Origin of the sequence: Streptomyces sp. SYP-A7185, assembly GCF_046103685.1 — a bacterium.
Lineage (GTDB): Bacteria > Actinomycetota > Actinomycetes > Streptomycetales > Streptomycetaceae > Streptomyces.
The window spans coordinates 2,050,683-2,073,716 of record NZ_CP122310.1 but is presented as its reverse complement, the minus strand read 5'-3'; the positions used below and the strand labels follow the sequence as shown (position 1 = coordinate 2,073,716).

At 73.9% G+C, this 23,034-nt stretch carries 22 protein-coding genes; 12 read left to right on the top strand and 10 right to left on the bottom strand.

Going from position 1 to position 23,034, the window contains the following annotated elements:
* The first annotated feature begins 448 nt into the window (after nucleotides 1-448).
* Together QBL25_RS08925 and QBL25_RS08920 are read left to right on the top strand one after the other, a co-directional pair.
* Nucleotides 449-1,576: a hypothetical protein gene (locus QBL25_RS08925; protein ID WP_409056481.1), complete on the top strand. Its 1,128-nt coding sequence runs from the start codon at nucleotides 449-451 to the stop codon at nucleotides 1,574-1,576.
* 26 nt (nucleotides 1,577-1,602) lie between these two features.
* The gene (locus QBL25_RS08920; protein ID WP_409056480.1) at nucleotides 1,603-2,694 is read left to right on the top strand and encodes a phosphotransferase family protein; all 1,092 of its coding nucleotides are present in this window, start codon (nucleotides 1,603-1,605) and stop codon (nucleotides 2,692-2,694) included.
* 3 nt (nucleotides 2,695-2,697) lie between these two features.
* Here the strand turns inward: QBL25_RS08920 and QBL25_RS08915 are convergent, their stop codons facing one another.
* Nucleotides 2,698-3,141, bottom strand: a complete 444-nt coding sequence (locus tag QBL25_RS08915; RefSeq protein ID WP_409056479.1) for a hypothetical protein — start codon at nucleotides 3,139-3,141, stop codon at nucleotides 2,698-2,700.
* Nucleotides 3,142-3,340: 199 nt separating this feature from the next.
* Here QBL25_RS08915 and QBL25_RS08910 point away from each other — a divergent pair, with 199 nt between their 5' ends.
* The 4 genes from QBL25_RS08910 (at nucleotide 3,341) to fxsA (ending at nucleotide 7,496) form a co-directional block, all read left to right on the top strand.
* A complete protein-coding gene (locus QBL25_RS08910; protein WP_160503714.1) occupies nucleotides 3,341-3,781 on the top strand; it encodes an Lrp/AsnC family transcriptional regulator in 441 nt (146 codons plus the stop codon).
* Nucleotides 3,782-3,838: 57 nt separating this feature from the next.
* Nucleotides 3,839-5,482, top strand: a complete 1,644-nt coding sequence (locus QBL25_RS08905; protein WP_409056478.1) for an amidohydrolase — start codon at nucleotides 3,839-3,841, stop codon at nucleotides 5,480-5,482.
* A gap of 491 nt (nucleotides 5,483-5,973) precedes the next feature.
* Nucleotides 5,974-6,813, top strand: a complete 840-nt coding sequence (locus QBL25_RS08900; protein WP_409056477.1) for a polyprenol monophosphomannose synthase — start codon at nucleotides 5,974-5,976, stop codon at nucleotides 6,811-6,813.
* Nucleotides 6,814-6,917: 104 nt separating this feature from the next.
* On the top strand, nucleotides 6,918-7,496 hold the full coding sequence (gene fxsA, locus QBL25_RS08895) for an FxsA family membrane protein (protein ID WP_409056476.1): 579 nt from the start codon (nucleotides 6,918-6,920) through the stop codon (nucleotides 7,494-7,496).
* A gap of 104 nt (nucleotides 7,497-7,600) precedes the next feature.
* On the opposite strand, the gene QBL25_RS08890 is transcribed toward fxsA, so the two are convergent.
* From QBL25_RS08890 to QBL25_RS08875, 4 genes are all read right to left on the bottom strand, one after another.
* Complete coding sequence (locus QBL25_RS08890) at nucleotides 7,601-7,975, bottom strand: RNA polymerase-binding protein RbpA (protein ID WP_030360404.1); 375 nt, start codon at nucleotides 7,973-7,975, stop codon at nucleotides 7,601-7,603.
* Between the two features lie 256 nt (nucleotides 7,976-8,231).
* A complete protein-coding gene (locus QBL25_RS08885) occupies nucleotides 8,232-9,584 on the bottom strand; it encodes an MFS transporter (RefSeq protein ID WP_409056475.1) in 1,353 nt (450 codons plus the stop codon).
* 48 nt (nucleotides 9,585-9,632) lie between these two features.
* Complete coding sequence (locus QBL25_RS08880) at nucleotides 9,633-10,400, bottom strand: glycerophosphodiester phosphodiesterase (protein ID WP_409056474.1); 768 nt, start codon at nucleotides 10,398-10,400, stop codon at nucleotides 9,633-9,635.
* Nucleotides 10,397-11,194 (bottom strand): YczE/YyaS/YitT family protein, encoded by a 798-nt coding sequence (locus QBL25_RS08875; RefSeq protein ID WP_409056473.1) that lies wholly within the window; start codon nucleotides 11,192-11,194, stop codon nucleotides 10,397-10,399. Before QBL25_RS08875 ends, QBL25_RS08880 begins: the two co-directional genes overlap by 4 nt.
* 64 nt (nucleotides 11,195-11,258) lie before the next feature.
* Between QBL25_RS08875 and QBL25_RS08870 the strand changes: the two genes are divergently transcribed.
* Nucleotides 11,259-12,758 carry a PLP-dependent aminotransferase family protein gene (locus tag QBL25_RS08870; RefSeq protein WP_409056472.1) on the top strand — a complete coding sequence of 500 codons (1,500 nt, stop codon included), beginning with the start codon at nucleotides 11,259-11,261 and terminating at the stop codon, nucleotides 12,756-12,758.
* Nucleotides 12,759-12,858: 100 nt separating this feature from the next.
* On the opposite strand, the gene QBL25_RS08865 is transcribed toward QBL25_RS08870, so the two are convergent.
* A complete protein-coding gene (locus QBL25_RS08865) occupies nucleotides 12,859-14,502 on the bottom strand; it encodes a hypothetical protein (RefSeq protein ID WP_409056471.1) in 1,644 nt (547 codons plus the stop codon).
* A 56-nt stretch (nucleotides 14,503-14,558) separates the two neighbouring features.
* Nucleotides 14,559-14,753, bottom strand: coding sequence for a hypothetical protein (locus tag QBL25_RS08860; protein WP_249591193.1), 195 nt, complete (start codon nucleotides 14,751-14,753; stop codon nucleotides 14,559-14,561).
* A 296-nt stretch (nucleotides 14,754-15,049) separates the two neighbouring features.
* Here QBL25_RS08860 and QBL25_RS08855 point away from each other — a divergent pair, with 296 nt between their 5' ends.
* From QBL25_RS08855 to QBL25_RS08835, 5 genes are all read left to right on the top strand, one after another.
* Complete coding sequence (locus tag QBL25_RS08855) at nucleotides 15,050-15,442, top strand: ankyrin repeat domain-containing protein (protein ID WP_409056470.1); 393 nt, start codon at nucleotides 15,050-15,052, stop codon at nucleotides 15,440-15,442.
* Nucleotides 15,443-15,744: 302 nt separating this feature from the next.
* Complete coding sequence (locus QBL25_RS08850; RefSeq protein WP_409056469.1) at nucleotides 15,745-17,163, top strand: HEAT repeat domain-containing protein; 1,419 nt, start codon at nucleotides 15,745-15,747, stop codon at nucleotides 17,161-17,163.
* Between the two features lie 213 nt (nucleotides 17,164-17,376).
* Nucleotides 17,377-18,507 carry a glycosyltransferase family 4 protein gene (locus QBL25_RS08845; protein WP_409056468.1) on the top strand — a complete coding sequence of 377 codons (1,131 nt, stop codon included), beginning with the start codon at nucleotides 17,377-17,379 and terminating at the stop codon, nucleotides 18,505-18,507.
* A complete protein-coding gene (locus QBL25_RS08840; RefSeq protein WP_409056467.1) occupies nucleotides 18,504-19,856 on the top strand; it encodes a glycosyltransferase in 1,353 nt (450 codons plus the stop codon). Before QBL25_RS08845 ends, QBL25_RS08840 begins: the two co-directional genes overlap by 4 nt.
* Nucleotides 19,853-20,707: an SGNH/GDSL hydrolase family protein gene (locus tag QBL25_RS08835; protein WP_409056466.1), complete on the top strand. Its 855-nt coding sequence runs from the start codon at nucleotides 19,853-19,855 to the stop codon at nucleotides 20,705-20,707. The genes QBL25_RS08840 and QBL25_RS08835 overlap by 4 nt, the downstream gene beginning before the upstream one ends.
* A 48-nt stretch (nucleotides 20,708-20,755) precedes the next feature.
* Here QBL25_RS08835 and QBL25_RS08830 read toward each other — a convergent pair whose 3' ends face one another.
* Genes QBL25_RS08830 through QBL25_RS08820 form a run of 3 tightly spaced genes read right to left on the bottom strand, consistent with a single transcriptional unit; the run spans nucleotide 20,756 to nucleotide 23,003 of the window.
* Entirely contained in the window at nucleotides 20,756-21,625 is an 870-nt protein-coding gene (locus tag QBL25_RS08830) for a biotin-dependent carboxyltransferase family protein (RefSeq protein ID WP_409056465.1), read from the bottom strand.
* A complete protein-coding gene (locus QBL25_RS08825) occupies nucleotides 21,622-22,242 on the bottom strand; it encodes a 5-oxoprolinase subunit B family protein (RefSeq protein ID WP_409056464.1) in 621 nt (206 codons plus the stop codon). The genes QBL25_RS08830 and QBL25_RS08825 overlap by 4 nt, the downstream gene beginning before the upstream one ends.
* Nucleotides 22,239-23,003, bottom strand: a complete 765-nt coding sequence (locus tag QBL25_RS08820; RefSeq protein WP_409056463.1) for a LamB/YcsF family protein — start codon at nucleotides 23,001-23,003, stop codon at nucleotides 22,239-22,241. The genes QBL25_RS08825 and QBL25_RS08820 overlap by 4 nt, the downstream gene beginning before the upstream one ends.
* Between the last annotated feature and the right edge of the window lie 31 nt (nucleotides 23,004-23,034).

Genomic DNA, 23,034 nt, shown 5'->3' with positions numbered 1-23,034 from the left:
TGCCGGCTGGGGCTGGGGCGGCTGCTGCGGCTGTTGCTGCTGTGGGTGCGGGTGCGGGCGCTGTGGCTGCTGGGGGTACTGAGGCTGTTGGGGAACCGATTCTGCGTCGGGCGGAGGGGCCGCCAAGAGGGTGCGCCTGCGGCGGCCGGTCGGCGGGTACGCCATGGGCGTCGGCGTGGGGGTGGTCATACGGGGCCAACGCGCCCCGCGGGGGACAGGTCACCGCCCGTCGGAATCGACCGTCAGTTCGTGGCATGGCCGTGCGGCAGGCCCGGGCGCGCCCGGCCATGCCCCGCTGTCCTCGTTCCCGCCGCGGCGCCACGGCCCCCGAACGCGGACTGACACGTGTCTGGCCCCGGTCGATGGTCTGACGTACCGTCAACTCCGCGCCGGGGGCACGCCGTTCGCCCCGCGCCCGCCAACTGCCGTGCGCCCAGGGAGGTTTGCCGTGGCAGACGACCGTCCCGTCCCGCTCGACGAGTATCCGATCCACCAAGTGCCGCTGTCCATGAAGCAGGTCGCGACGGGCGACCGCAACGCCTACGACCGCTGCATCTTCCATGTCTTCGACCACCAGGGGCGCTCGCTCCTCATCCTCGGGCTCGGCGTCTATCCGAACGTCGGTGTGATCGACGCGTACGCCACCTTGCGCAGGGGGGATACGCTCCACGCCGTACGCGCCTCGGACGCGCTCGGCGACGACCGGATGAACCTCTCCGTCGGCCCCCTGACCATCACCGTCGACCAACCGCTGCGGCGGCTGCGGCTGAGCTGCGCCGCCGACCCTGACGACCCCGCGTCCCTCTCGTACGACCTGACCTGGACCGCCTCCTTCCCCGCTCTCTGGGAGCCGCACCACATCCAGCGGCGCGGCGACCGGCTCTCCCTCGAAGGGCGCCGCTTCGTCCAGGCGGGCGGCTGTACCGGAACGATCCGTGTCGGCGGCGAGGACATCCCGGTGACGGCGGGGGAGTGGACCGCCACCCGCGACCGCAGCTGGGGCGTGCGGCCCATCCCCGGCGAGGAACGCGGGCGCCTGGAGGAGGAGTTCGGCACCGAGGGCTTCCACTGGATCTGGAGCCCGGTGCGCTTCGAGGACCGCTTCCTCATGGTCATCGCCCAGGAGGACGCGGACGGCCACCGCTCCCTCAACGAGGCCACTCTGGTGCGCCCCGGGGCGCGCGACCGCCAACTCGGCTGGCCGCAGGCCGACATCACCTACCGCCCGGGCACCCGGCACCCCGAGCGCGCCGTCATCCACCTCACCGACCCCGACGGGCGCAAGCCCCTGGAGCTCGGCGTGGAGGTCCTCGCCTCGCTGCCGCTCGCCGTGGGCGCCGGCTATCCGCCGGCCGACGACTGGCAGCACGGCACCTGGCGGGGGCGGGACTGGACCGACCGCCGCACCTACGACCTGTCGGACCCGGCGGCGCACCCCCTGGCCGCGTACGGGGTCATCGACCACGCCGCGCGCTTCACCCTCGACGGGCGGACGGGGTACGGGATCTTCGAGCACGGCAGCTTCGGCCGCCACGATCCGAGCGGCTTCACCGGCTTCGACTCCGTGGCCCCCTGAGAACCACCGCCGAGAGGAGCTCCGCGATGGCGACAGCACCGCGTCCCCGCACCACCACCCGCGACCCGGAGGAGCTGGCCCGCAGGCTCACGGCCTGGCTCGCCGCGCGGCTGCCCGGCGCCAAGGCCGCCGGCGTCCGGGTCCCCGAGTCCAACGGCATGTCCAGCGAGACCCTGCTCTTCGACATCGAGCACCCGCAACCACCGCTGCGGGCCTGCGCGTTGCGCGTGGCGGCGGACCCGGCCGCGTACACGATCTTCCCGGTCTACGACCTGCCGCGCCAGCACCGCACGATGCGGCTCGTCGCCGAGCACACCGACCTGCCCGTGCCGCGCGTGCTGTGGCTGGAGGAGGACCCCGGGCCGCTCGGCGCCCCCTTCTTCGTCATGGAGCGCGTCGAGGGCCGCGTGCCGCCGGACGTCATGCCCTATACGTACGAGGGGAACTGGCTCCACGCGGCGAGCGACGCCGAACGCGCGCATCTGGAGGAGGCCTCGATCGGCCTGCTCGCCCGCCTCCACGACCAAGTACCCGTCGCGCGGGCGCAGTTCCTCGCCCTGCCCGGCGAGGGCAGCCCGCTGCGCCGGCACGTGGCCGCCCAACGCGCCTACTACGCCTGGGTGGTCGAAGGACTGCCCCGCTCGCCCCTCATCGAGAGCGCCTTCGACCGCCTCGACGAGTGGTGGCCGCAGGAGGAGGGCGAGCCCGTCCTCAACTGGGGCGACGCACGCATCGGGAACGTCATCTACGACGGCTTCGAGCCCGCGGCCGTACTGGACTGGGAGATGGCGGCACTGGCACCCCGCGAGGTGGACCTCGGCTGGATGGTCTACCTGCACCGCTTCTTCCAGGACCTGACGGTGGGCTTCGGCCAGGAGGGCCTGCCCGGCTTCCTGCGCCGCGACCACGTCGAGGAGCGCTACGCCCGCCTCACCGGGCACACCCCGGCGGCCATGGACTTCCACACGCTGTACGCGGCGCTGCGGCACGCCGTCGTCATGCTGCGCGTGGCCTACCGCCAGGTGCACTTCGGTGAGGCCGAGGTGCCCGAGGACCCGGACCGGCTGATCCTGCACCACGCCAGCCTGGCGGCCATGGTGCAGGGCAGCTACTGGTAGGCGTCAGGCCGCGGAGCGGCGGTCCTGCTGGGGCACGCGACGGGGGCGCGAGGCCTGCCCTCCGACGTGCGAGAAGGGCTGCGTCCGCCAGTCGAGTCCCTGAGGGAGCGTCAGGAGCAGGGCGGTGTCCTGCTCCTGAGCCTCCATCGACTCGTCGGCGGGCTCCGCGTCGGCCGCGGCGCGCCCCGTGCCCGCGCACACCGTGAGCCCGAACGGGTTCCACGGCTGGGCGCAGAGCGCGTGCTCGGGCAGGAAGTCCTCGTCGGCCAGGAGCGCGATCGGCTGCGCGCAGTCGGGGCACGTCACCCGGTACATCTCGAAGGTGTCGTACGCGTCGAACTCGGATTCAGCCGATTCGACGCCCTCCGGCACGGGTGCGGACGCGGATTCGTCGGAGCGCTGCTGCTTGCTGCGGGCAGTGCGACCGGGGCGCTTCAAATTCTGCATGGGACTCTCCCCCTTGGGTGGGCCGAGAAGGCGCTGCGGCCTCGACCACAGCAACCACTTCCCGTCCCGTCGTGGAGGTAATCGTGGCATCCCTTTGGACACGGTCCCAGGTATGTGGCGTTCGTCACATGCCCCATGAAGTTGCCGCCGTCGCGCCTACCGGTATCCGGAGGGATCAAGAGCCCTGTAGGTTCAGCCCATGGAGGAGCTGGACCGACAGATCGTGCAGCTGCTCGTCAAGGACGGGCGGATGAGCTACACCGACCTGGGCAAGGCCACGGGCCTGTCCACATCGGCCGTGCACCAGCGGGTGCGCCGCCTGGAGCAGCGCGGGGTCATCCGCGGGTACGCCGCGGTCGTGGACGCCGAGGCCGTCGGGCTGCCGCTCACGGCGTTCATCTCGGTGAAGCCGTTCGACCCGAGCGCACCGGACGACATCGCCGAACGCCTCGCGGGCGTCCCGGAGATCGAGGCCTGCCACAGCGTGGCCGGCGACGAGAACTACATCCTCAAGGTGCGCGTCGCCACGCCCCTGGAGCTCGAACACCTGCTGAGCCGCCTGCGCGCGCTCGCCGGTGTCTCCACGCGCACGACGGTCGTCCTCTCCACGCCGTACGAAGCCCGGCCCCCGCAGGTCTGAGCCGCCCTCGGGTGACCCCTGCGCGGGGCCCGCGCGGGGAGGGGCCAGACTGGTCCCATGAGCGAGAGCACCACCCCCCAGAACGGCCCTCAGGGCCACCGCACCGTGCTGCTGCGCGGCGGCGACGTCCACAGCCCCGCCGATCCGTTCGCCACGGCCATGGTCGTCGAACGCGGGCACGTCGCCTGGGTGGGGTCGGAGGGCGCCGCCGACGCCTTCGCCGACGGAGTGGACGAGGTCGTCGACCTCGAAGGGGCACTCGTCACCCCCGCGTTCACCGATGCGCACGTGCACACCACGGCGACCGGGCTCGCCCTGACGGGACTCGACCTGACGGGCGCCCGCACCCTCGGCGACGCACTCGCTCTCGTCCGCGCCCACGCCGCCGCGCGGCCGCACGACCGCGTCCTGCTCGGCCACGGCTGGGACGCGGCCCGCTGGGCGGACGGCCGCCCGCCCACGCGCGCGGAACTCGACGAGGCGGCCGGCGGCCGTCCCCTCTATCTCTCCCGCATCGATGTCCACTCGGCGGTCGCCACCACGGCCCTGCTCGACCTCGTCCCCGGCATCACCGGACGCACCGGCTTCCACCCCGACGCCCCGCTGACCGCCGACGCCCATCACGCGGTGCGCGCCGCCGCGCTCGGCGCGGTCACCCCGCAGCAGCGCACCGAGGCCCAGCGCGCGGCGCTGCGGCGGGCCGCGTCCCTCGGCATCGGCTCCGTGCACGAGTGCGCGGGACCCGAGATCTCCGGCGAGGACGACCTCACGGGGCTGCTGCGCCTGGCCGCCGACGAGGCCGGACCGCGGGTCGTGGGCTACTGGGCCCAGCAGGGCGAGGAAGGCGTCACCCGTGCAAAGGAACTGGGGGCGCTCGGCGCCGCCGGGGACCTCTTCGTCGACGGCTCGCTCGGCTCGCACACCGCCTGCCTGCACGAGCCGTACGCCGACTCCGCCCACACCGGCACCGCCCACCTGGACGCCCCCGCCGTCGCCGCGCACGTCGTCGCCTGCACCGAGGCCGGGATCCAGGCGGGCTTCCACGCCATCGGCGACGCCGCGGTGAGCGCCGTCGTCGAGGGCATCCGAGCCGCGGCCGAGAAGGTCGGCCTGGCCCGCGTCCGCGCCGCGAGGCACCGCGTCGAGCACGCCGAGATGCTCACCCCGGAGACGATCGCCGCCTTCGCGGAGCTGGGCCTCACCGCCTCCGTGCAGCCCGCCTTCGACGCCCTGTGGGGCGGCGACGACGGCATGTACGCCCAGCGCCTGGGCGCCGAGCGGGCCCGCACCCTCAACCCGTACGCCGCCCTGCTGCGCACCGGGGTCCCGCTCGCCTTCGGCTCCGACAGCCCCGTCACCCCGCTCGACCCCTGGGGCACCGTGCGCGCCGCCGCGTTCCACCGCAACCTCGACCACCGGGTGTCGGTGCGCGCCGCGTTCACCGCCCACACCCGGGGCGGCTGGCGGGCCGTCGGCCGTGACGACGCCGGGACCCTGGTGCCGGGGGCGCCCGCCGACTACGCCGTCTGGCGGACGGCGGACCTCGTGGTCCAGGCCCCCGACGACCGGGTCGCCCGCTGGTCGACCGATCCGCGCTCCGGGACGCCGGGACTGCCCGATCTGTCGCCGGGCGCCGAACTCCCCGTCTGCCTGCGCACGGTGGTCGCCGGACAGCCGGTCCATGTACGGCCGGACGAGTGATGTCCCGGCGGTGCGTTCGGCCGATCGCGGCCCGTTGTCGCGTCGTACGACCTGCGTATCCTCGGCACTGACCTGCCTGTCTTTGGAATCGCCCCAGGTCAAACGGCTATTGACAGAACGCGGCCGTCGGCCGGTAGGTTCGGCCGGGTCCACCACAGGACGTCCGACCGGAGAACCTCCACGCAGCCGTCGAACGCCGCTGGGCCATGGGAGGTGTGCCGCACCGGCGCACCACCACTGGGAGCCAGGTCCAGCGCCCGCGTCGCGGACGCGAGGGAACGTTCCACCGGGCCGGCAGGTGTGACCCGGGTGGGGCCCGGACGCTCAGTAGACAACGGCTCTCGGTCGACCCGCAGCCAGCGGGCCCCAGGTCGGCCCGAAGGGTGCCGGGCCCCGACCCGCAGTACTTCCCCCTCAACCGCCCGTGCCGCCGTGGCCGTGCGGGAAGGGGCCACTATGGTGGTCCTCTGCGTACGAACGAAGGGGCAGTAGTGAACGACGGCGGTGCGGTCTCCGAAACGGGTGGCCAGGGGAGGCAGTTCGGCCCGCTCGGCCTGGCCTTGGTGATCATTCCGACCTACAACGAGGCGGAGAACATCCAGTCCATCGTCGGCCGGGTCCGGGTCGCCGTGCCCGAGGCGCACATCCTCGTCGCCGACGACAACAGCCCCGACGGCACCGGCAAGATCGCCGACGAACTCGCGGCCGACGACGAACACGTTCACGTACTGCACCGCAAGGGCAAGGAAGGCCTCGGCGCCGCCTATCTCGCGGGCTTCCAGTGGGGTCTGGACCACGACTACGGCGTGCTCGTCGAGATGGACGCCGACGGCTCCCACCAGCCCGAGGAGCTGCCCCGGCTGCTCACCGCGCTCAAGGGCGCCGACCTCGTCCTCGGCTCGCGCTGGGTGCCGGGCGGTCGGATCGTCAACTGGCCCAAGTACCGCGAGATGATCTCGCGCGGCGGCAGCACCTACTCCCGGCTGATGCTCGACGTGCCGATCCGCGACGTGACCGGCGGCTACCGTGCCTTCCGCCGCGAGACCCTCGAAGGCATCGGCCTCGGCGAGGTCGCCTCGCAGGGCTACTGCTTCCAGGTCGACCTGGCGCGCCGCGCGATCAAGGCGGGTTACCACGTCGTCGAGGTGCCCATCACGTTCGTCGAGCGGGAGCACGGCGACAGCAAGATGAGCCAGGACATCGTGGCCGAGGCCCTGTGGCGGGTCACGGCGTGGGGTGTGGGCGAGCGGGTGGGCCGTGTGAGCCGCGTGCTCGGCCGCAAGGACCCCGAAGGGGCCCAAGAGCCCCCGAAGGACCGCAAGAAGCTCTGAGGGGCCGGGAAAGCCCCTGGTCGTCGCTCCGGCGGCGGCTGGGCGGCCCGCTTGTTGATCAGCCCCTTATGCCGGTCTGAGCCGGGCCCAGGCACACTGGAGCCATGACGACTGGCGTACCGCCCACCCGACCCGCCCGGCCCCGGCGCTCCCGCGTCCTGAGGTTCCTGCCGCTCGGCATCGCCCTGTGGCTGGTCCTGGAGATCTGGCTGCTCACCGTCGTGGCGGGCGCCGCCGGCGGGCTCACGGTGTTCCTGCTGCTCGTGGCCGGTGTGGTGCTCGGCGGCATGGTCATCAAGCACGCCGGGCGCCGCGCCTTCCGGGAGCTGAGCGAGGCGGTCCAGCAGCAGCAGAGCGGCCGGGCGCCGCATCCCTCCGAGCGCGGCGGGGGCAACGCCCTGACGATGCTGGGCGGCCTGCTGATCATCCTGCCGGGGCTGATCTCCGACGCCCTGGGGCTGCTCCTGCTGGTGCCGCCCGTCCAGAAGGCCGTGAGCCGTACGGCGGAGAAGACCTTCGAGCGCAAGGTCCGCGAGGCCTCCAGGGGCAGCCTCGGTGACGCCTTCCAGCAGGCGCGCATGCACCGCCCGGACGGCAAGGTCGTCCAGGGCGAGGTCATCAGGGAGGACGAGCGCCCGGCGCGCGGCGCGCACCCCGACGACCCGCAGCTGCCGCCCCGCTAGGACGCAAGACCGGCCGGGCCCGCAGGGCCCGGCACAGCACGAAGGCCGGGACCACTGCTGAGCAGTGGTCCCGGCCTTCGTGTGCGGTGGTGTTCAGTTCGCCGTCAGGCGGACTTGCGGCTGTCCCGCGGATGCACCGCGATGTTCATGGCTCCTGACCGGAGAACCGCGAGGCGCTCCTCCAGGACCTCCTCGAGTTCCTCTCGAGTACGGCGCTCCATGAGCATGTCCCAGTGCGTACGCGCAGGCTTCCCCTTCTTTTCTTCAGGTCCGTCGCCGTCTACGAGGAGTGCCTGGGCCCCGCAGACCTTGCACTCCCACTCCGGCGGGATTTCCGCCTCTACCGAGAACGGCATCTCAAAACGATGTCCGTTCTGGCATGCGTACTCCACGGCCTGGCGCGGAGCCAAGTCGATGCCGCGGTCGGTCTCGTAGCTGGTCACCACGAGGCGCGTGCCGCGAAGAGCTCGCTCACTCATGAATCGTGCCTCCCGGGCTTGTCGCCCACAGGACAGGTGTCGCTGTCGTCGTCATCCGGTCAACGTCCGGTCGGCGGTAAAGATTCCCGTTCAGGGTCATGCGTCGCCGTCGTATGCCGCCCCTTGTTGTACCCACCAGCGCCCGGTTTGTCACATCTAGTAGCAGATGTCACCCAGCGTTTCTGAATCTCCAGCGCGCAGTAACGGTCCGCCTGGTAGGCCAAACGCGTACACTACCGCCCTTTGGCTTCAGTTGCTAAATCCTGTCGGGTACGGGATTCCCCGCGTCGCGGATCGCACGCCGTACGGGTACCCGCGCGAGCAGGACGAAACCGACGACGAAGAACGTCACCAGAGAGACGATCGCGTCCCGGTAGCTCCCCGTGAGCTGGTACGTCAGACCGAAGATCAGCGGCCCCAGCCAGGACATGCCGCGATCGCTCATCTCGTACGCGGAGAAGTACTCGGCCTCCTTGCCCGCGGGCACCAGATGCGAGAACAGGGACCGTGAGAGCGCCTGCGAACCGCCGAGCACCAGGCCGATGCCCGCCGCGAGCACGAAGAACCACACCGGCGCACCGGCGGGCAGGAAGAACCCGGCCCCGATCGTCGCCGTCCACGCGACGAGCGAGCCGAGGATGGTGCGCTTGGCGCCGTACGCCCGGGCCAGGCGCCCCATGGCCAGCGCCCCCACGACCGCGAGCACCTGCACCAGGAGGACCGCGACGATCAGCGTCGACTGCTCCAGGCCGAGCTCCTCGGATCCGTACACGGATGCCTGGGAGATCACCGTCTGGACGCCGTCGTTGTAGACCAGATAGGCGAGCAGGAACGACAGGGTGTGCGGATGGCGGCGCATGTCGCGCACGGTTGACGCCAGCTGCCGCCAGCCGCGCGCCGAGGCCCGGGTCGACGGCGCCGCGCGATCGCGCAGCCGCCGCAGCGGTACGAGCGTGAAGGCGCCCCACCACACGCCCGCCGACGCCAGGCAGATGCGCACGGCCGTCGACTCCGAGACGCCGAACGTGTCGTGGGCCAGGAAAAGGACCAGATTCGCCACCAGGACGAGGGCGCCCGCCGCGTAGCCGAAGGCCCAGCCCCGCGAGGAGACCGCGTCCCGCTCCTCGGGAGGCGCGATCTGCGGCAGATAGGAGTTGTAGAGCACCATCGAGACGGCCAGCGAGGCATTGGCGACGATCAGCAGGAAGCCGCCGAGCAGATAGCGGTCGCCGTCCAGGAAGAACATGCCCGCCGTGGCCGCGGCCCCCAGGTAGGCGGCCACCGCGAGAAGCGGCTTCTTGCGGCCCGTGCGGTCCGCGGCGGCGCCCGCCAGCGGCATCACGAAGACCGACAGGATCACCGAGGCGGACACCGCGTACGCGAAGAACGACCCGGCGCTGACCGGGACGCCCAGCGGGTGGACGTACCCGTCGCCGTCCGCCGCCGACTTGGCGACCTCCGTCAGGTACGGGCCGAGGAACACCGTGAGGACGCTCGTGGAGTAGACCGAGCACGCCCAGTCGTAGAAATACCAGCCGCGCTGCTCGCGCCGCCGTTCGGCGGCGCTCCCGTCGGCCGGTGGCGTTGCCCGCACGGTGTCGGTGCCCACCCGTGCCCCCTCGCTGGTCCCCGTGGTCCGCTGCCGCCCCGGAGGCGGTCAGGCCCAGGCTCCCCGGTCCTTCAGCACGTCGCGCAGCGTCTCGATGTGATCAGAGATGATGCCATCTACACCGAGGTCGAGGAGCGCGGCCATCCGTGCGGGGTCGTTGACCGTCCAGACGTGCACCTGAAGCCCGCGCGCGTGGGCCGCGCGCACGAAACGGCGGTCCACCACCCGGATCCCGCCGTGCGTCTCGGGCACCTGCGCGCACACCGCGGAGCGGCGTACGGCGGCGGGGACGCCGAAGGAACGCAGCCGCAGGGCCGCCACGGCCCGCGTACCGAACGACGTGGCCAGACGCGGACCCGCGAGCCGCTGGGCGCGGGCCACGCGGGTCTCGGAGAACGAGCCGACGCACACGCGGTCCCAGGCATTGGTGCGGTCCAGCAGGTCCAGGAGGGGACGCAGGGCGGGCTCGGCCTTGACGTCCACGTTCCAGCGGACGTCGGGGAAGGACTCCAGGAGCTCTTCGAAGAGGGGCACCGGCTCACGGCCCGCCACGCGCGCGTGGCGCACGGCGCTCCAGGGGAGGTCGGCGATCATCCCGGTCGCGTCCGTCACCCGGTCGAGCGTCGCGTCGTGGAAGGCCACGAGACGGCCGTCCGATGTGGCGTGCACGTCCGTCTCGATGTAGCGGTAGCCCAGTTCCACCGCGCGCCGGAACGCGGCACCGGTGTTCTCCAGGCCTTCCGCGGCCCCGCCCCGGTGGGCGAGGGCGAGCGGGCCGGGATGGTCGAGATAGGGATGGCGTCCGTCCGTGGTCACCGGTGCAGTATCGCCTGCTCCGGTTGACCGCCGGCGGCCACGACGCCTCCCGCGGATGGAGCGGGGGCGGCGAAGAGGCGCAGGAAGAACTGGGCCAGCGGGCCGATCGCCAGCGCGTACAGGACCGTGCCGATGCCCACCGTGCCGCCGAACGCGAAGCCGGTGGCCACCACGGCCACCTCGACCAGGGTCCGCATCAGCCGGATCGAGCGGCCGGTGCGCTGGTGCAGACCCGTCATCAGGCCGTCCCGGGGCCCCGGTCCGAACTTCGCCGCGATGTAGAGCCCGGTCGCCACGCCGTTCAGGACGATCCCCGCCACCAGGAGGGGGACGCGGGCGGCGAGCGCGTGCGCGTCCGGCATCAGCGCGAGGGTGGCGTCCATGGCCAGGCCGACCACGAAGACGTTCGAGACCGTGCCCAGGCCGGGGCGCTGCCGCAGCGGGATCCACAGGAGCAGCACGGCGGCGCCGATGATGATCGAGACGACGCCGATGGACAGGCCGGTCAGCTCGGCGAGGCCCTGGTGCAGCACGTTCCACGGTTCCAGGCCGAGCCCGGAGACCACCAGGAGGCCCGAGCTCGCGCCGTACAGCGCGAGACCGACGTAGAGCTGGACGAGGCGGCGCGCGAGGCGGGGCCGGGGGCGCGGCCGCGGCGGGGCGGTGCTCGGCTCCGGCGGCCCGGACGGCTCGGATGGCTCGGGCGGCCCCGACGACTTCGACGACTTCGGCGGCTTCGGCGGCTTCGGCACGGACAAGATGTCCCCCCTGCTGGTGGTGGTGGCCTGACACATGACACTCTGTGGCTCGTAAAGGGATGCCAACCATGGCCAATTCCAGGAAGGTGGACTGGGAATCATGGCTCAGTGGACTTCGGCGGTGGGCGCCACACAGCTCGCCCGGCTGCTCACCTCTCAGCAGACGCGCCCGGCGGGCCCCGGCACGCGCCGCCCGCCGGCCTACCGCGCACTCGCCGACGGTATCCGCATGCTCGTCCTGGAAGGCCGCGTCCCGGTCGCCGCCCGGCTGCCCGCCGAGCGCGAGCTCGCCGTGTCCCTCGCCGTCAGCCGGACCACGGTCGCCGCCGCGTACGAGGCGCTGCGCACCGAAGGCTTCCTGGAGTCCCGCAGGGGAGCGGGCAGCTGGACCGCCGTCCCGGCGGGCAACCCCCTTCCCGCGCGCGGTCTCGAACCCCTGCCGCCCGAGGCGCTCGGCTCGATGATCGACCTGGGCTGTGCCGCCCTGCCCGCGCCGGAGCCCTGGCTCACGCGGGCCGTCCAGGGCGCCCTGGAGGAGCTGCCTCCGTACGCGCACACGCACGGCGACTTCCCCGCCGGCCTGCCCGCGCTGCGCCAGATGCTCGCCGAGCGCTACACCGCGCGCGGCATCCCGACGATGCCCGAGCAGATCATGGTGACGACCGGGGCGATGGGCGCCATCGACGCCATCTGCCATCTGTTCGCGCCGCGCGGTGAACGCATCGCCGTCGAGTCACCCTCGTACGCCAACATCCTCCAGCTCATGCGCGAGACGGGTGCCCGTCTGGTGCCCGTCGCGATGTCCGAGGGCCTCGAAGGGTGGGACATGGACCGCTGGCGGCAGGTGCTGCGTGACGCGGCGCCCCGGCTCGCCTACGTGGTCGCGGACTTCCACAACCCGACGGGCGCGCTCGCCGACGAGGACCAGCGCCGCAAGCTCGTCGACGCCGCGCGCTCCGCGGGGACGGTCCTCGTCGTCGACGAGACCATGATCGAGTTGCAGCTCGACGACGATCTGACGATGCCGCGCCCCGTCTGCGGCTTCGACCCGGCGGGCTCCACCGTCATCACCGTCGGCTCGGCGAGCAAGGCCTTCTGGGCCGGCATGCGCATCGGCTGGGTGCGGGCGGCGCCCGACGTGATCCGCAGCCTGATCTCGGCCCGCGCGTACGCCGACCTGGGCACCCCCGTCCTGGAGCAGCTGGCCGTGAACTGGCTCCTGAGCACCGGCGGCTGGGAGTCGGCCGTCGAGGTGCGCAGGGCCCAGGCCCGCGAGAACCGCGACGCGCTGGTCACCGCGGTCCGCCGCGAGCTGCCCGGCTGGGAGTTCGCCGTACCGGCGGGCGGACTCACCCTGTGGGCCCGCGCGGGCGGCCTCTCGGGCTCCCGGCTCGCCGAGGTGGGCGAACGGGTGGGCGTCAGGGTCCCGTCCGGGCCGCGCTTCGGCGTGGACGGAGCCTTCGAGGGGTATGTGCGGCTGCCGTTCACCGTGGGCGGCGCGGTGGCCGACGAGGCCGCGACACGCCTGGCCGCGGCGGCCCGCCTGGTGGAGACAGGAGCGGCCGGAGGCGTGGACTCCCCACGGGCGTTCGTGGCCTGAGTTCCCTTGTGGCGCGCGACACCGGGGCCTGGCCTGTCCTTGAGAAGAGGCCGGGGCCTTGTCCGTGTCGTGGTGGGGACGGGACGGGGACCCCCTGGCCTCAGCTTTCCGCTGGCACCGGCTCCTGTGCCGCTTCCGGTTTCGTCGGGGCCGTGTCGGCGTCGGGGTCGGTCTCCGTGCCCGTCCCGGAGTCGGCGCCGACACCGGGGTCCGGGCCGGCTGCGGCGTCCGCGGGAGTGCTCCGGGCGGGCAGCAGGTCCGTCACCGCCTGTCGGTGCGCCTCGCTCGTCGCGTCGTCGTACGGGTCGGGGGTCGCGGGCACCTGGAGCCGGTGCACCTGACCCGTGCCGAGCCGGGCGTACCCCCGGCCGGGCGGGACGTCGGAGGTGGGCGTCGTGCGGGGCGGCACCCCGAGGATGTCCTCGACCTGGTCGGTCGTCGCGGGGCCGAGGACCACGCGCGCGCGGGTGTGCTGGCGCACGGGATCGCTCAGGGCGTCCAGGCTGTCGAACTGGTCGGCCACGACCACCGTGACGTTGGCCGCCCTGCCGTGCCGCAGCGGCACCTGGAGCAGCGACTGCGGGTCCTTGCGCCCGTCGGCCGCCGCGAGGTGACCGAGCACGCTGGGGCGGTCCAGGATGATCCACAGGGGGCGCTTGGTGTCCTCCGGCGCGGGGTGGCCCGCCTGCCGGGCGCGGTTGGCGGAGATGAGGCGGCGCTCCGTCTCGTGCGCCGCCCACTCCAGGCTCGCCAGCGCTCCGGCGAGCCCGCACTCGATGGCCAGGACGCCGTCACGGCCGGCCAGGCAGGCGTAGTCGCCGATGCCGCTGCCCTCGACGATCAGGACGTCGCCGTGGAGGAGGGCCTGGAGGGCGACGGAACGCAGCAGGGTGGTGGTGCCGCTGCCGGGCTCGCCGACCACCAGGAGGTGCGGCTCGGTGGAGCGGGGGCCGGTGCGCCACACGACGGGGGGCACGTCGCGCTGCTCGCCGCCGTCGGTCACGGGGAGGGTGCGCTGGACCCCGGTGGGGTCGGTGAAGCCGAGCACGGTCTCGCCGGGGGCCGTGACGAACCGCTGGGCGGCGATGTCGGTGGGCAGCGGGGGCAGCACGCTCACCGTGAGCTGGTTGCCCTCCTCGTCCCACTCGAAGCGGTACTCGCGGCCACGGCCCGACTTGGCGTGCAGGAGCTGCTCGATCCGCGCCCGGGAGTCGGGCTCGCCGTCGGTGAAGTACGCGGGGTAGCGCACCACCAGACGGGAGATCCGTCCGTCGTCGTCGAAGTCGTACGAGGTGAGGGCCTTGTCCCACTCGCCGCCGTGCGCGAAGAGCGGTGCGGGGTCCTCGGGGACGGAGAAGTAGGGCACGAGCGCCTCGTAGAGGGACTGGAGGCGCTGGGTCTGCGCCTCGTCCGGACCCGTGGGGGCGGGTACCGGGCGTTCCCTGCCGGTCCACGCGGCGGCCGCCATCAGGCAGATGGCGGCGAGCAGCGGACCGTACGGCATCAGGACCACGACCAGGACGACGGAGGCCACGAGGAACAGCAGCGGTCCGCGCCGGTCCTTGGGGGTGTCGGCCCACTTGCGCCGCCCGGCCGCCGCCAGCCGGCGCAGTCCACGAGTGATCGTGATCAGCGGGTGGAGGACGTCGGTGGCGCTGTCGGCGGCCGACCGTGCGAACTCCCGGCTGCGGGCGATCGAGGCGGTGCCGTTGCTCAGGATGCGGGGGAGGGGGCGCCGTGCCACGTCAGTCTCCAGGTGGTGCGAGCGAAGTCGCTACAGGGGGCAGGGAGCAGGGGACGTCAGAACTTGATCCCGCCGAGGAGGCTCGCCAGGCTCGCGCTGCCGGCCTTGATGCTCGGGGCGATGGCGGTGCCCGCCATGAAGAAGCCGAAGAGCGCGCAGACCAGCGCATGGGACGCCTTGAGGCCGTCCTTGCGGAAGAACAGGAAGACGATGATGCCGAGCAGCACGACGCCCGAGATGGAAAGGATCATGACGGTTCTCCTGGTTGGTGGGGACAGTCACCATGAGTTGTTCCAGGTTCACAGCATGTATCCATACGATAAAAGGTGCAAATGGGGGAATTTTGCTGTTTTTCCCTCGAATGGCGGACCTCTGGCGGGCCTCCGGGATGCGGGTTCGGCGGACGTCCGGGTTCGTCCGTGATCTTTGCCGCGGGCGTGCCCCGTCATGTGCCCGGACGGGCAGTACCCTGTCGATTCACCCGTACGGCTGCACTCGTCGCCGTACGCCCCCCTGGAGTCACCCGCAGTCGAAAGGCGGTCCGGTCATGAGTGAAGCCCCCGACCCGGAAGTCGTGGAGCTGGCGACCAAGATCTTCGATCTGGCGCGCCAAGGCGACACCGAGGCCCTGGCCGCGTACGTGGACGCGGGTGTTCCGGCGAACCTCACCAACGACAGCGGCGACTCGCTCGTCATGCTCGCCGCCTACCACGGTCACGCCGAGGCGGTCCGGGCCCTCCTGGAGCGGGGCGGTGACGCCAACCGTGCCAACGACCGGGGCCAGACGCCGCTCGCCGGTGCCGTCTTCAAGGGCGAGGAGGCCGTGATCCGGGCGCTGCTCGACGGGGGCGCGGATCCGGCCGCGGGCACCCCGTCGGCGGTGGACACCGCCCGGATGTTCGCCAAGACCGAGCTGCTCCAGCTGTTCGGGGCCGCCTGAGCGGGGTACCTGACCAGCAGCAACGGGGGCGCTGGAAATGTGGTCGCGGCGGATTGAACCGCTGGGTCATCATGACGACGTGATTCACGGACGCGACGGCGGGGCAGGAGCTGCCGCACCGCGCGGACCGTGAGCGGCCCGCCCCCGGACCTCCCGTCCGGGATCCCATCGGGCCACCGACGAGAGGCAGAGGAAAATGGCTTACGACAAGCAAAAGACGGCGGGCGGCCCGACGTGTTGGCGCACGGCCAGGTAATGCACGATTCCCGGTTGCGTCGACGCTTGATGTGAGGCTGTTTCCCATGTTCGATCCGGTCATAGCGCCCAGCGGTACGCTGCTCGGCCTGCTGCAGCGGGGCCGCGGCGACGGCACCCTGCACGCACTCACCGCACCCCGCTCCGAGGCCCTCGCCGCCCTCGACACCTGCGTGCTCCACGACCCACGCCACGACTGGCAGGTGGAGAACCGCTCGCTCTACTACGCCAGGCTCTACCTCGATCTCCGCGGCGGCCTGGAGGAGATCGAGCGGCACCTCTTCGACTCCGAGGACGTCCTGTACACGGACGACTCACGCACCGGCCTCGCGCTCGCCGTCCTGGGGCACCTCGCCTCGTACGGCAGGCACGACGCCCTCGAACTGCTGCGACGGTACGCGGCCTTCGGCGCCAACTGGGCCTGGGCCCTGGACGAGCTGGCGCTGCGGGACGACGACGCGGGCCTGCGCGCCCTCGCCGTGCCCGTGCTCGCCAGATTCCCCGCGGACGCGCAGGGCGAGGCCGACCTGGCCGCCGCCGTGCGCGACGCCTACGAACCACGGCCCTGGCGGCTGTGGGAGGAGGACCGGCGCGAGGGCGTCGGCACCCGTGTGCGGGCCGCTCGGGAGCAGGGTTCCTTCGACCGCTGGCAGCGACAGATGCGGCCCTCGGGGCCGCGCCCCGGCTGGAGCGTCCAGGCCGTCTTCGACTGGGCCCAGGAAGGGCTCGAACGCGGCGCCGTCCTGCACGTGCCCGCCGCCCGCTGCCTGGGCGCGGTCGCCGGTCCCGAGGACCGCGCCGAGATCCTCGCGGCCGCCCGCGACGGCTCCGACGGGGCGCGCGGCACGGCCCTGCGCTACCTCGCCGACGCCCACGACCCCGCCGTCTTCGACCTGATCGAGCACGCCGTGGAGAGTCCGTCACGGGCCGTCGTGGACGCCGCGACCGAGGCCTTCGAACGGATGCGCAGTGTCGCCGCCGTGCAGCGGGCCCGCCGCTGGGCCCAGCGGCCCGACGCGCTCGGCGCCGCGGCGGGACGGGTGCTCGCCTGCCGGGGCGGCGCCCAGGACAGCAAGCTCGTCCTCGCCGCCCTGCGGGAAGCCGTCCGCGGCGAGGGCCCGGACGCGCAGACCCTGTGGACGCTGGTCGACGGGGCGGGACGCCTCGGCATCGCCTGCGCGGCCCCCGTGCTGCGCCACGTCTACCGCGAGACCGCCTCCTCCCACCTCCGTGGCCGCGCCGCCCGTGCGCTCGCCGCCACCGACCCCTCCTTCGCCGCCGGATTCGCCGTCGAATGCCTGTGGGACTGCGAGGAGTCCACCCGCGAGGTCGCCGCACGGCACGCCGAGACCGGCGACGCCCGCGTGGTCACCCAGCTCAGGAGGCTCGCCGCGGACCCCGCCGAGGAGGACGAGGTACAGACCGCGGTGCGCAGCAGGATCGGCCCCGACGCGGCCGAGGTGTAGCCGACGCGGCCGAGGTGCGGCCGACTCGGCCCTGATGTGGCCGACGCGCCCGTCATGTGGCCGACGCGCTCGTCATGTGGTCGACACGGTCGTCATGTGGCCGACGCGCCCCCGGGGGGAGGGGCGCGTGCGGAGGGCAACGCTCATGGGACGTTCCTCGCCAGGAAAGATCCACGTTGACGTGACCACGCCCCGCGCGACGACAACACGGGTATGCGTGTCGTCATCGTCACCGAATCCTTCCCTCCCGACATCAACGGCGTGGCGCACTGCGCCCAGCAGACCGCCCGCCAACTCGTCGCCCGCGGTCACGACCCCCTGGTCATCGCCCCGGCCGCCGCGGCCGGGGCGGACACCGCAGCCGACGCGAGTGCGCCCTGCCCCGTCATCCGCGTCCCCTCCCTGCCCCTTCCCGGATATCCGCAGGTCAGGGTGGCGCTGCCCAGCCGGCGCCTGTCGGCCGCGCTGAGCGCGCACCGGGCCGAACTCGTCCATCTCGCCAGCCCGTTCGTCCTCGGCGCACGCGGCATGGCGGCCGCCGCGCGCCTGGGCCTGCCCGCCGTCGCCGTCTACCAGACGGACCTGGGCGGCTACGCCCGTACGTACATGGGGATGGGCGAGGCCGCCGCCTGGCGCCGCATCCGGGCCGTCCACGCGGCGGCCGACCGCACCCTCGCCCCGTCCTCCGCCGCCCTGCGCGCCCTGGTGACCCACGGGGTGCCACGGGTGCGGCTGTGGCCGCGGGGCGTGGACACCACCCGGTTCCGGCCCGCCCTGCGGGACGCGGCCGTACGCCGTGAACTCGCCCCGAACGGCGAGCTGATCGTCGGCTACGTGGGCCGTCTCGCCCCCGAGAAGCAGGTCGAACTCCTGGCCGGGGCGTGTTCCCTCGACGGCGTGCGCGTGGTCGTCGTCGGCGACGGGCCCAGCGAGGACTCCGTGCGGGCCGCGCTGCCCGGCGCGGTCCTGCTGGGGCGCCGCACCGGGGACGAACTCGCGCGGATCTTCGCCTCCCTGGACCTCTTCGTGCACACCGGGCCCCACGAGACGTTCTGCCAGACCGTCCAGGAGGCCATGGCCAGCGGCGTGCCGGTGGTCGCGCCCGCCGCGGGCGGACCGCTCGACCTCGTCGTCCCCGGCCGCACCGGAGTCCTGGTGCCGCCCCGCGACCCCCTCGCGGTACGGGACGCGGTCTGGGCGCTCGCCGCCGACCCGGGGCTTCGCGCGGCGTACGGAACGGCGGGGCGCGCGGCCGTCGAGGGGCGGACCTGGGACGCGGTCGGCGATCAACTCCTCGACCACTACGCCGAGGTGCTCGCCGCGCGGACGGCGGTGGCGGCATGAGGGCGGCCCACTACCGCGAGGCGACGGCGCGGGGCGGCGCACGCCCCGCGGGCTCCCTGCGCATCGTCCGGCTGGCCAACTTCGTCGCCCCCGCGTCCGGCGGACTGCGCACCGCGCTGCGGGAACTGGGGCGCGGCTACCGCGCGGCCGGGCACGACCCCGTGCTGATCGTGCCCGGCGCGCGGGCCGATGTGCGGGACACCGACCAGGGCCGTGTCGTGGCCCTGCCGGGCACGCCGCTGCCCGGCACCGGCGGCTACCGCGTCCTCGCGGACCGCCGACGGGTCGCCCGGGTCCTCGAACAGCTGGCTCCCGACCGCATCGAGGTCTCCGACCGCACCACCCTGCGCTGGACCGGCGCCTGGGCCCGGCACCGCAGGATCCCGGCCGTGATGGTCTCCCACGAGACCGCCCACGGCGTCCTCAGCTCCTGGGGGGTGCCCGAGCGGGCCGTCCTGCGCGCCGCCGACGCCCTCAACGCCCGTACCGCGCACGCCTACGCGCGTGTCGTGTGCACCACCGAGTGGGCCGAGCGCGAGTTCGTCCGCATCGGGGCGCGCAACGTCGTCCGTGCGCCGCTCGGGGTCGACCTCGCGGCCTGCCGTCCCGCGCTGCGCGACCCGCGCGTACGCGCCCGCCACGCGCGCGAAGGAGAGGTGCTGCTCGCGCTCTGCTCGCGGCTGTCCGTGGAGAAGCGGCCGGGGACGGCGCTCGACGCCCTGGAGGCGCTCCGGGGCCGGGGCGTGCCGGCCGTCCTCGTGGTGGCGGGGGACGGGCCGCTGCGGGCCCGCCTCGAACTGCGGGCCCACGAGCGGAGGTTGCCGGTGACGTTCCTCGGGCACGTCGAGGACCGCACGGCCCTGGGGGAGTTGCAGGCCGCGGCCGACGTCTGCCTCGCGCCGGGCCCCTGCGAGACGTTCGGGCTCGCGGCCCTTGAGGCGCTCGCCTGCGGGACGCCGGTGGTGGCCAGCGCCTCGTCGGCGCTCCCGGAGATCGTGGGCGGCGCGGGCGAGGTGGCGACCGACAGCGGAGCCGCGTTCGCGAGCGCCGTCCAGGCTCTCCTGGCCCGCCCGGAGCGCTCCCGCAGGCAGACGGCACGCGCGCGTGCCGAGTGCTTCGGCTGGGAGGCGGCCGTCGCGGCGTTCTTGGGGGCGCACGAGGCGGGGCGGGGGGCGGCTGATGCCGAGCCTGCGCCCGCCGGTGGCGAGTCCGCGTCCGTCGGCGCGGATTCCGCATCCACCGCTAGCGAGCCCGCGCCCGCCGGTGCCGAGCCCGCGTCCGGGGAGAGCCGCTCTGCCGGTGGGTGGGCGGCCCGGGAGTGGGGTGCCCAGGAGTGGGGTGCCCCGTGACGCCGGTGTGCTTCGTGGCCTTGGGTGACTCGCTGACCGAGGGCGTGGGGGATCCCGTGGGCGGGGGGCTGCGGGGCTGGGCGGCGCTGTTGGGCCCGGGGCTCGCGGCGGCCGCGGGGGAGGTGCGGTTCCACAACCTCGCCGTCAGCGGGGCCCAGACGGGGGACGTGCTGCACCGGCAGCTTCCCGAGGCCCTGGCGCTGCGGCCCGACCTGGTCTCCGTCATCGTCGGCGTCAACGACACCCTGCGCTGCACCTTCGACGTCCACACCGTGGTCACCCGGCTGGACGAGGTCTACGGCGCCTGCGCGCGGGCCGGGGCCCGGCTGCTCACCGCCTGCCTCCCCGACCCGGGAGCCATGCTCGGCCTGCCGGGTCCCCTGGCGCGCCCGCTGGCCCGGCGGCAGCGGGCGGTCAACTCCGTGGTCCACGCGCTGTCCGAGCGGTACGACGCCGTGCACCTGCACCTCGCGGAGGACGCGTGGGTGGCCGACCGCGCCCTGTGGAGCGCCGACCGGCTGCACCCCGGCGAGCGGGGCCACCGGCTCGTCGCCGCCCGGTTCCACGCGCTGCTCGCGGCCCGGGGCCTCGCGGCGGGCGGCCCGCCCTCGTGCGAGCCCCTGCTGCCGCCGCCCACCCGGTCCGCGAACCTGCTGTGGCTGGCCACCGCGGGCACCGGCTGGGTGGCGCGCCGGTGCACCGATCTGCTGCCCCAGCTGCTCACCCTCGCGGCCGACGAGCTGCGCCATCAGGCGCGGGGCAGCAGCGCCCGGCTCGACCTGAGCGCCGCCCAGGCGGTGACGGCGGCCCTTGCCGCGCTCACCACGGCCGAGCAGGCGGGCGCGGCCTAGCCGGACCCGGAGTAACCAGCGGCGTGCCGCCGGGACGAAACGGAGTGCTCAGCGGCGTGCCGCCGGGACGAAACGGAGTGGCGTGCCCGGCACCGCCTGCGCGGCGCCCGCCAGATCGGCCTCCCTGACCACCGCGATCACCGGATAGCCGCCGGTCGTCGGGTGGTCGGCGAGGAAGACCACGGGCCGGCCGTCCGGCGGTACCTGGACGGCACCGAGCACCATGCCCTCGCTGGGGAGTTCGGCGGTGGACGCCCGCTCCAGCACGGGCCCTTCGGTGCGCAGACCGATGCGGTTGCTCGACGGGGACACCCGGTACGCGCGCGTGGTCAGCGTGTGCAGGGCCGAGGGCGTGAACCAGTCGGCGCGCGGCCCCGGCGTCACCCGCAGGACCAGTTCGGCGGGCGGCGCGCTGTGCGGGACGGCGTCCACGCGTGCGTGGGGCGCGGCGGCCCTGCCCAGCGGGATGACGCCGCCGTCCGCGAGGGGCGGCGGGCCGAGCCCGGAGAGCAGGTCAGTGGAGCGGCTGGCGAGGACCGGCTCGACGGCCACTCCGCCGCCGAACGCGACATAGCACCGTACGCCGGAGACGGCCGCTCCCACGTCGAGCAGCGCACCGGCCGGTACCCGCACGGGCGCGCCCCAGGCCACCGGGCGGCCGTCGACCCGCACCGGGCAGGGCGCCCCCACGACCACCACCGTCACCGCACACCGAGGGCGCACGGAGCAGCCGTTGAGGGTGGTCTCCAGGACGGCCGCGTCGGGCGGGTTGCCGACCAGGCGGTTGGCGAGGCGCGCGGCGGCCGGATCGAGGGCCCCGGAGCGCGGGACCCCGAGGTGGGCGTGGCCGGGACGGCCCTGGTCCTGCACGGTGGTCAGCGCCCCGGCCCGGACGACGGCGAGAGCACGGTCGGTCATGTCGTCTCCGCACGGGGCACGAACCGCACCCGTACCCCGGGGGTGAGCAGCGCGGCGGGCACGCGCGCGTGGTCCCACAGCACCGCGTCGGTCGTGCCGATCAGCTGCCAGCCACCGGGCGACGAGCGGGGATACATCCCCGTGTACGGCCCCGCCAGGGCGACGCTGCCGGCCGGGACGCTCGTACGCGGCGTGGCCCGGCGCGGCACGTCGTAGCGTTCCGGCAGCCCGGTGAGGTAGCCGAAGCCGGGCGCGAACCCGCAGAAGGCGACCCGGAATTCGGCCGCCGCGTGGATCCGCGCCACTTCGCTGACCGGCACGCCCCAGTGCGCCGCCACATCCGCCAGATCGGGCCCGTCGTAGCGGACGGGGATCTCACGCACCTCCGCGGTGCGCGCCGACAGCGGCGGGATCTCCAGACCGGCCAGCTCCGCGCCCACGCGGCCGGGATCGTCGAGGCCGTCGAGGAGCACCGTGCGGGCCGCCGGCACGATCTCCCGTACGCGGATCAGGCCCGCGGCCCTGCGGCGCAGCAGCTCGGCGTGGAGCGCCTGCGCCTCTTCGCCGTCGGCGAGTTCGACGAGCAGTGCCAGATCGCCGACCGGGAGCACCCTCACGCGAAGGCCTCCACCCGGACGTCCGCCGCTTCGAGACGCGCCCGTACCTGCCGGGCCAGGGCCACCGCCCCCGGGGTGTCGCCGTGCAGGCACAGCGAGCGCGCGCGGACGGCGATCAGGCTGCCGTCCCGGGCGGTGACGGTCCCCGACCGGGCCATGCCCACGGAGCGTTCGACGACGGCGTCCGCCTCCTGGATGACGGCGCCGTCGCCGCCGCGGGGCACGAGCGTGCCCTGCGGGGTGTACGCACGGTCCGCGAACGCCTCGGTGACGACGGGCAGTCCGGCCTTGCCCGCCACTTCGAGGAAGCGCGATCCGGGCAGCCCGAGGACGGGAAGGGCGTGATCCGCGAGGAGGACCCCGTCGACGACCGCGCGCGCCTGGTCCTCGTCGTGGACGACGCGGTTGTAGAGCGCGCCGTGCGGCTTCACGTAGGCCACGCGTGCGCCGGCCGCCCGCGCGAAGACCTCCAGGGCGCCGATCTGGTAAGCCACTTCGGCCGCCAGCTCCAGGGCGGGCACGTCCATGGAGCGGCGCCCGAAGCCCGCCAGGTCGCGGTAGGAGACCTGCGCGCCGATGCGCACCCCGCGTTCGGCGGCCTGCTCACACACGCGGCGCATGGTGGCCGCGTCCCCCGCGTGGAAGCCGCAGGCCACGTTGGCGCTGGTGACGACGGAGAGCAGCTCCTCGTCGTCGGTCAGGTGCCAGCGGCCGAAGCCCTCACCGAGGTCGGCGTTCAGATCGATCACGGCGTCGCTCATGTGCGTGGATCTCCTGTTTCCGTACGGTGGC

Bases quoted from the DNA above. Each gene is read 5' to 3' on its own strand.
- QBL25_RS08870 (WP_409056472.1), top strand. From the start codon at position 11,259: ATGGCTCAGTGGACTTCGGCGGTGGGCGCCACACAGCTCGCCCGGCTG.
- QBL25_RS08855 (WP_409056470.1), top strand. From the start codon at position 15,050: ATGAGTGAAGCCCCCGACCCGGAAGTCGTGGAGCTGGCGACCAAGATC.
- QBL25_RS08920 (WP_409056480.1), top strand. From the start codon at position 1,603: ATGGCGACAGCACCGCGTCCCCGCACCACCACCCGCGACCCGGAGGAG.
- QBL25_RS08845 (WP_409056468.1), top strand. From the start codon at position 17,377: ATGCGTGTCGTCATCGTCACCGAATCCTTCCCTCCCGACATCAACGGC.
- QBL25_RS08860 (WP_249591193.1), bottom strand. From the start codon at position 14,753: ATGATCCTTTCCATCTCGGGCGTCGTGCTGCTCGGCATCATCGTCTTC.
- QBL25_RS08905 (WP_409056478.1), top strand. From the start codon at position 3,839: ATGAGCGAGAGCACCACCCCCCAGAACGGCCCTCAGGGCCACCGCACC.
- QBL25_RS08850 (WP_409056469.1), top strand. From the start codon at position 15,745: ATGTTCGATCCGGTCATAGCGCCCAGCGGTACGCTGCTCGGCCTGCTG.
- QBL25_RS08915 (WP_409056479.1), bottom strand. From the start codon at position 3,141: ATGCAGAATTTGAAGCGCCCCGGTCGCACTGCCCGCAGCAAGCAGCAG.
- QBL25_RS08840 (WP_409056467.1), top strand. From the start codon at position 18,504: ATGAGGGCGGCCCACTACCGCGAGGCGACGGCGCGGGGCGGCGCACGC.
- QBL25_RS08910 (WP_160503714.1), top strand. From the start codon at position 3,341: ATGGAGGAGCTGGACCGACAGATCGTGCAGCTGCTCGTCAAGGACGGG.
- QBL25_RS08875 (WP_409056473.1), bottom strand. From the start codon at position 11,194: ATGTGTCAGGCCACCACCACCAGCAGGGGGGACATCTTGTCCGTGCCG.
- QBL25_RS08830 (WP_409056465.1), bottom strand. From the start codon at position 21,625: ATGACCGACCGTGCTCTCGCCGTCGTCCGGGCCGGGGCGCTGACCACC.
- QBL25_RS08820 (WP_409056463.1), bottom strand. From the start codon at position 23,003: ATGAGCGACGCCGTGATCGATCTGAACGCCGACCTCGGTGAGGGCTTC.
- QBL25_RS08890 (WP_030360404.1), bottom strand. From the start codon at position 7,975: ATGAGTGAGCGAGCTCTTCGCGGCACGCGCCTCGTGGTGACCAGCTAC.
- fxsA (WP_409056476.1), top strand. From the start codon at position 6,918: ATGACGACTGGCGTACCGCCCACCCGACCCGCCCGGCCCCGGCGCTCC.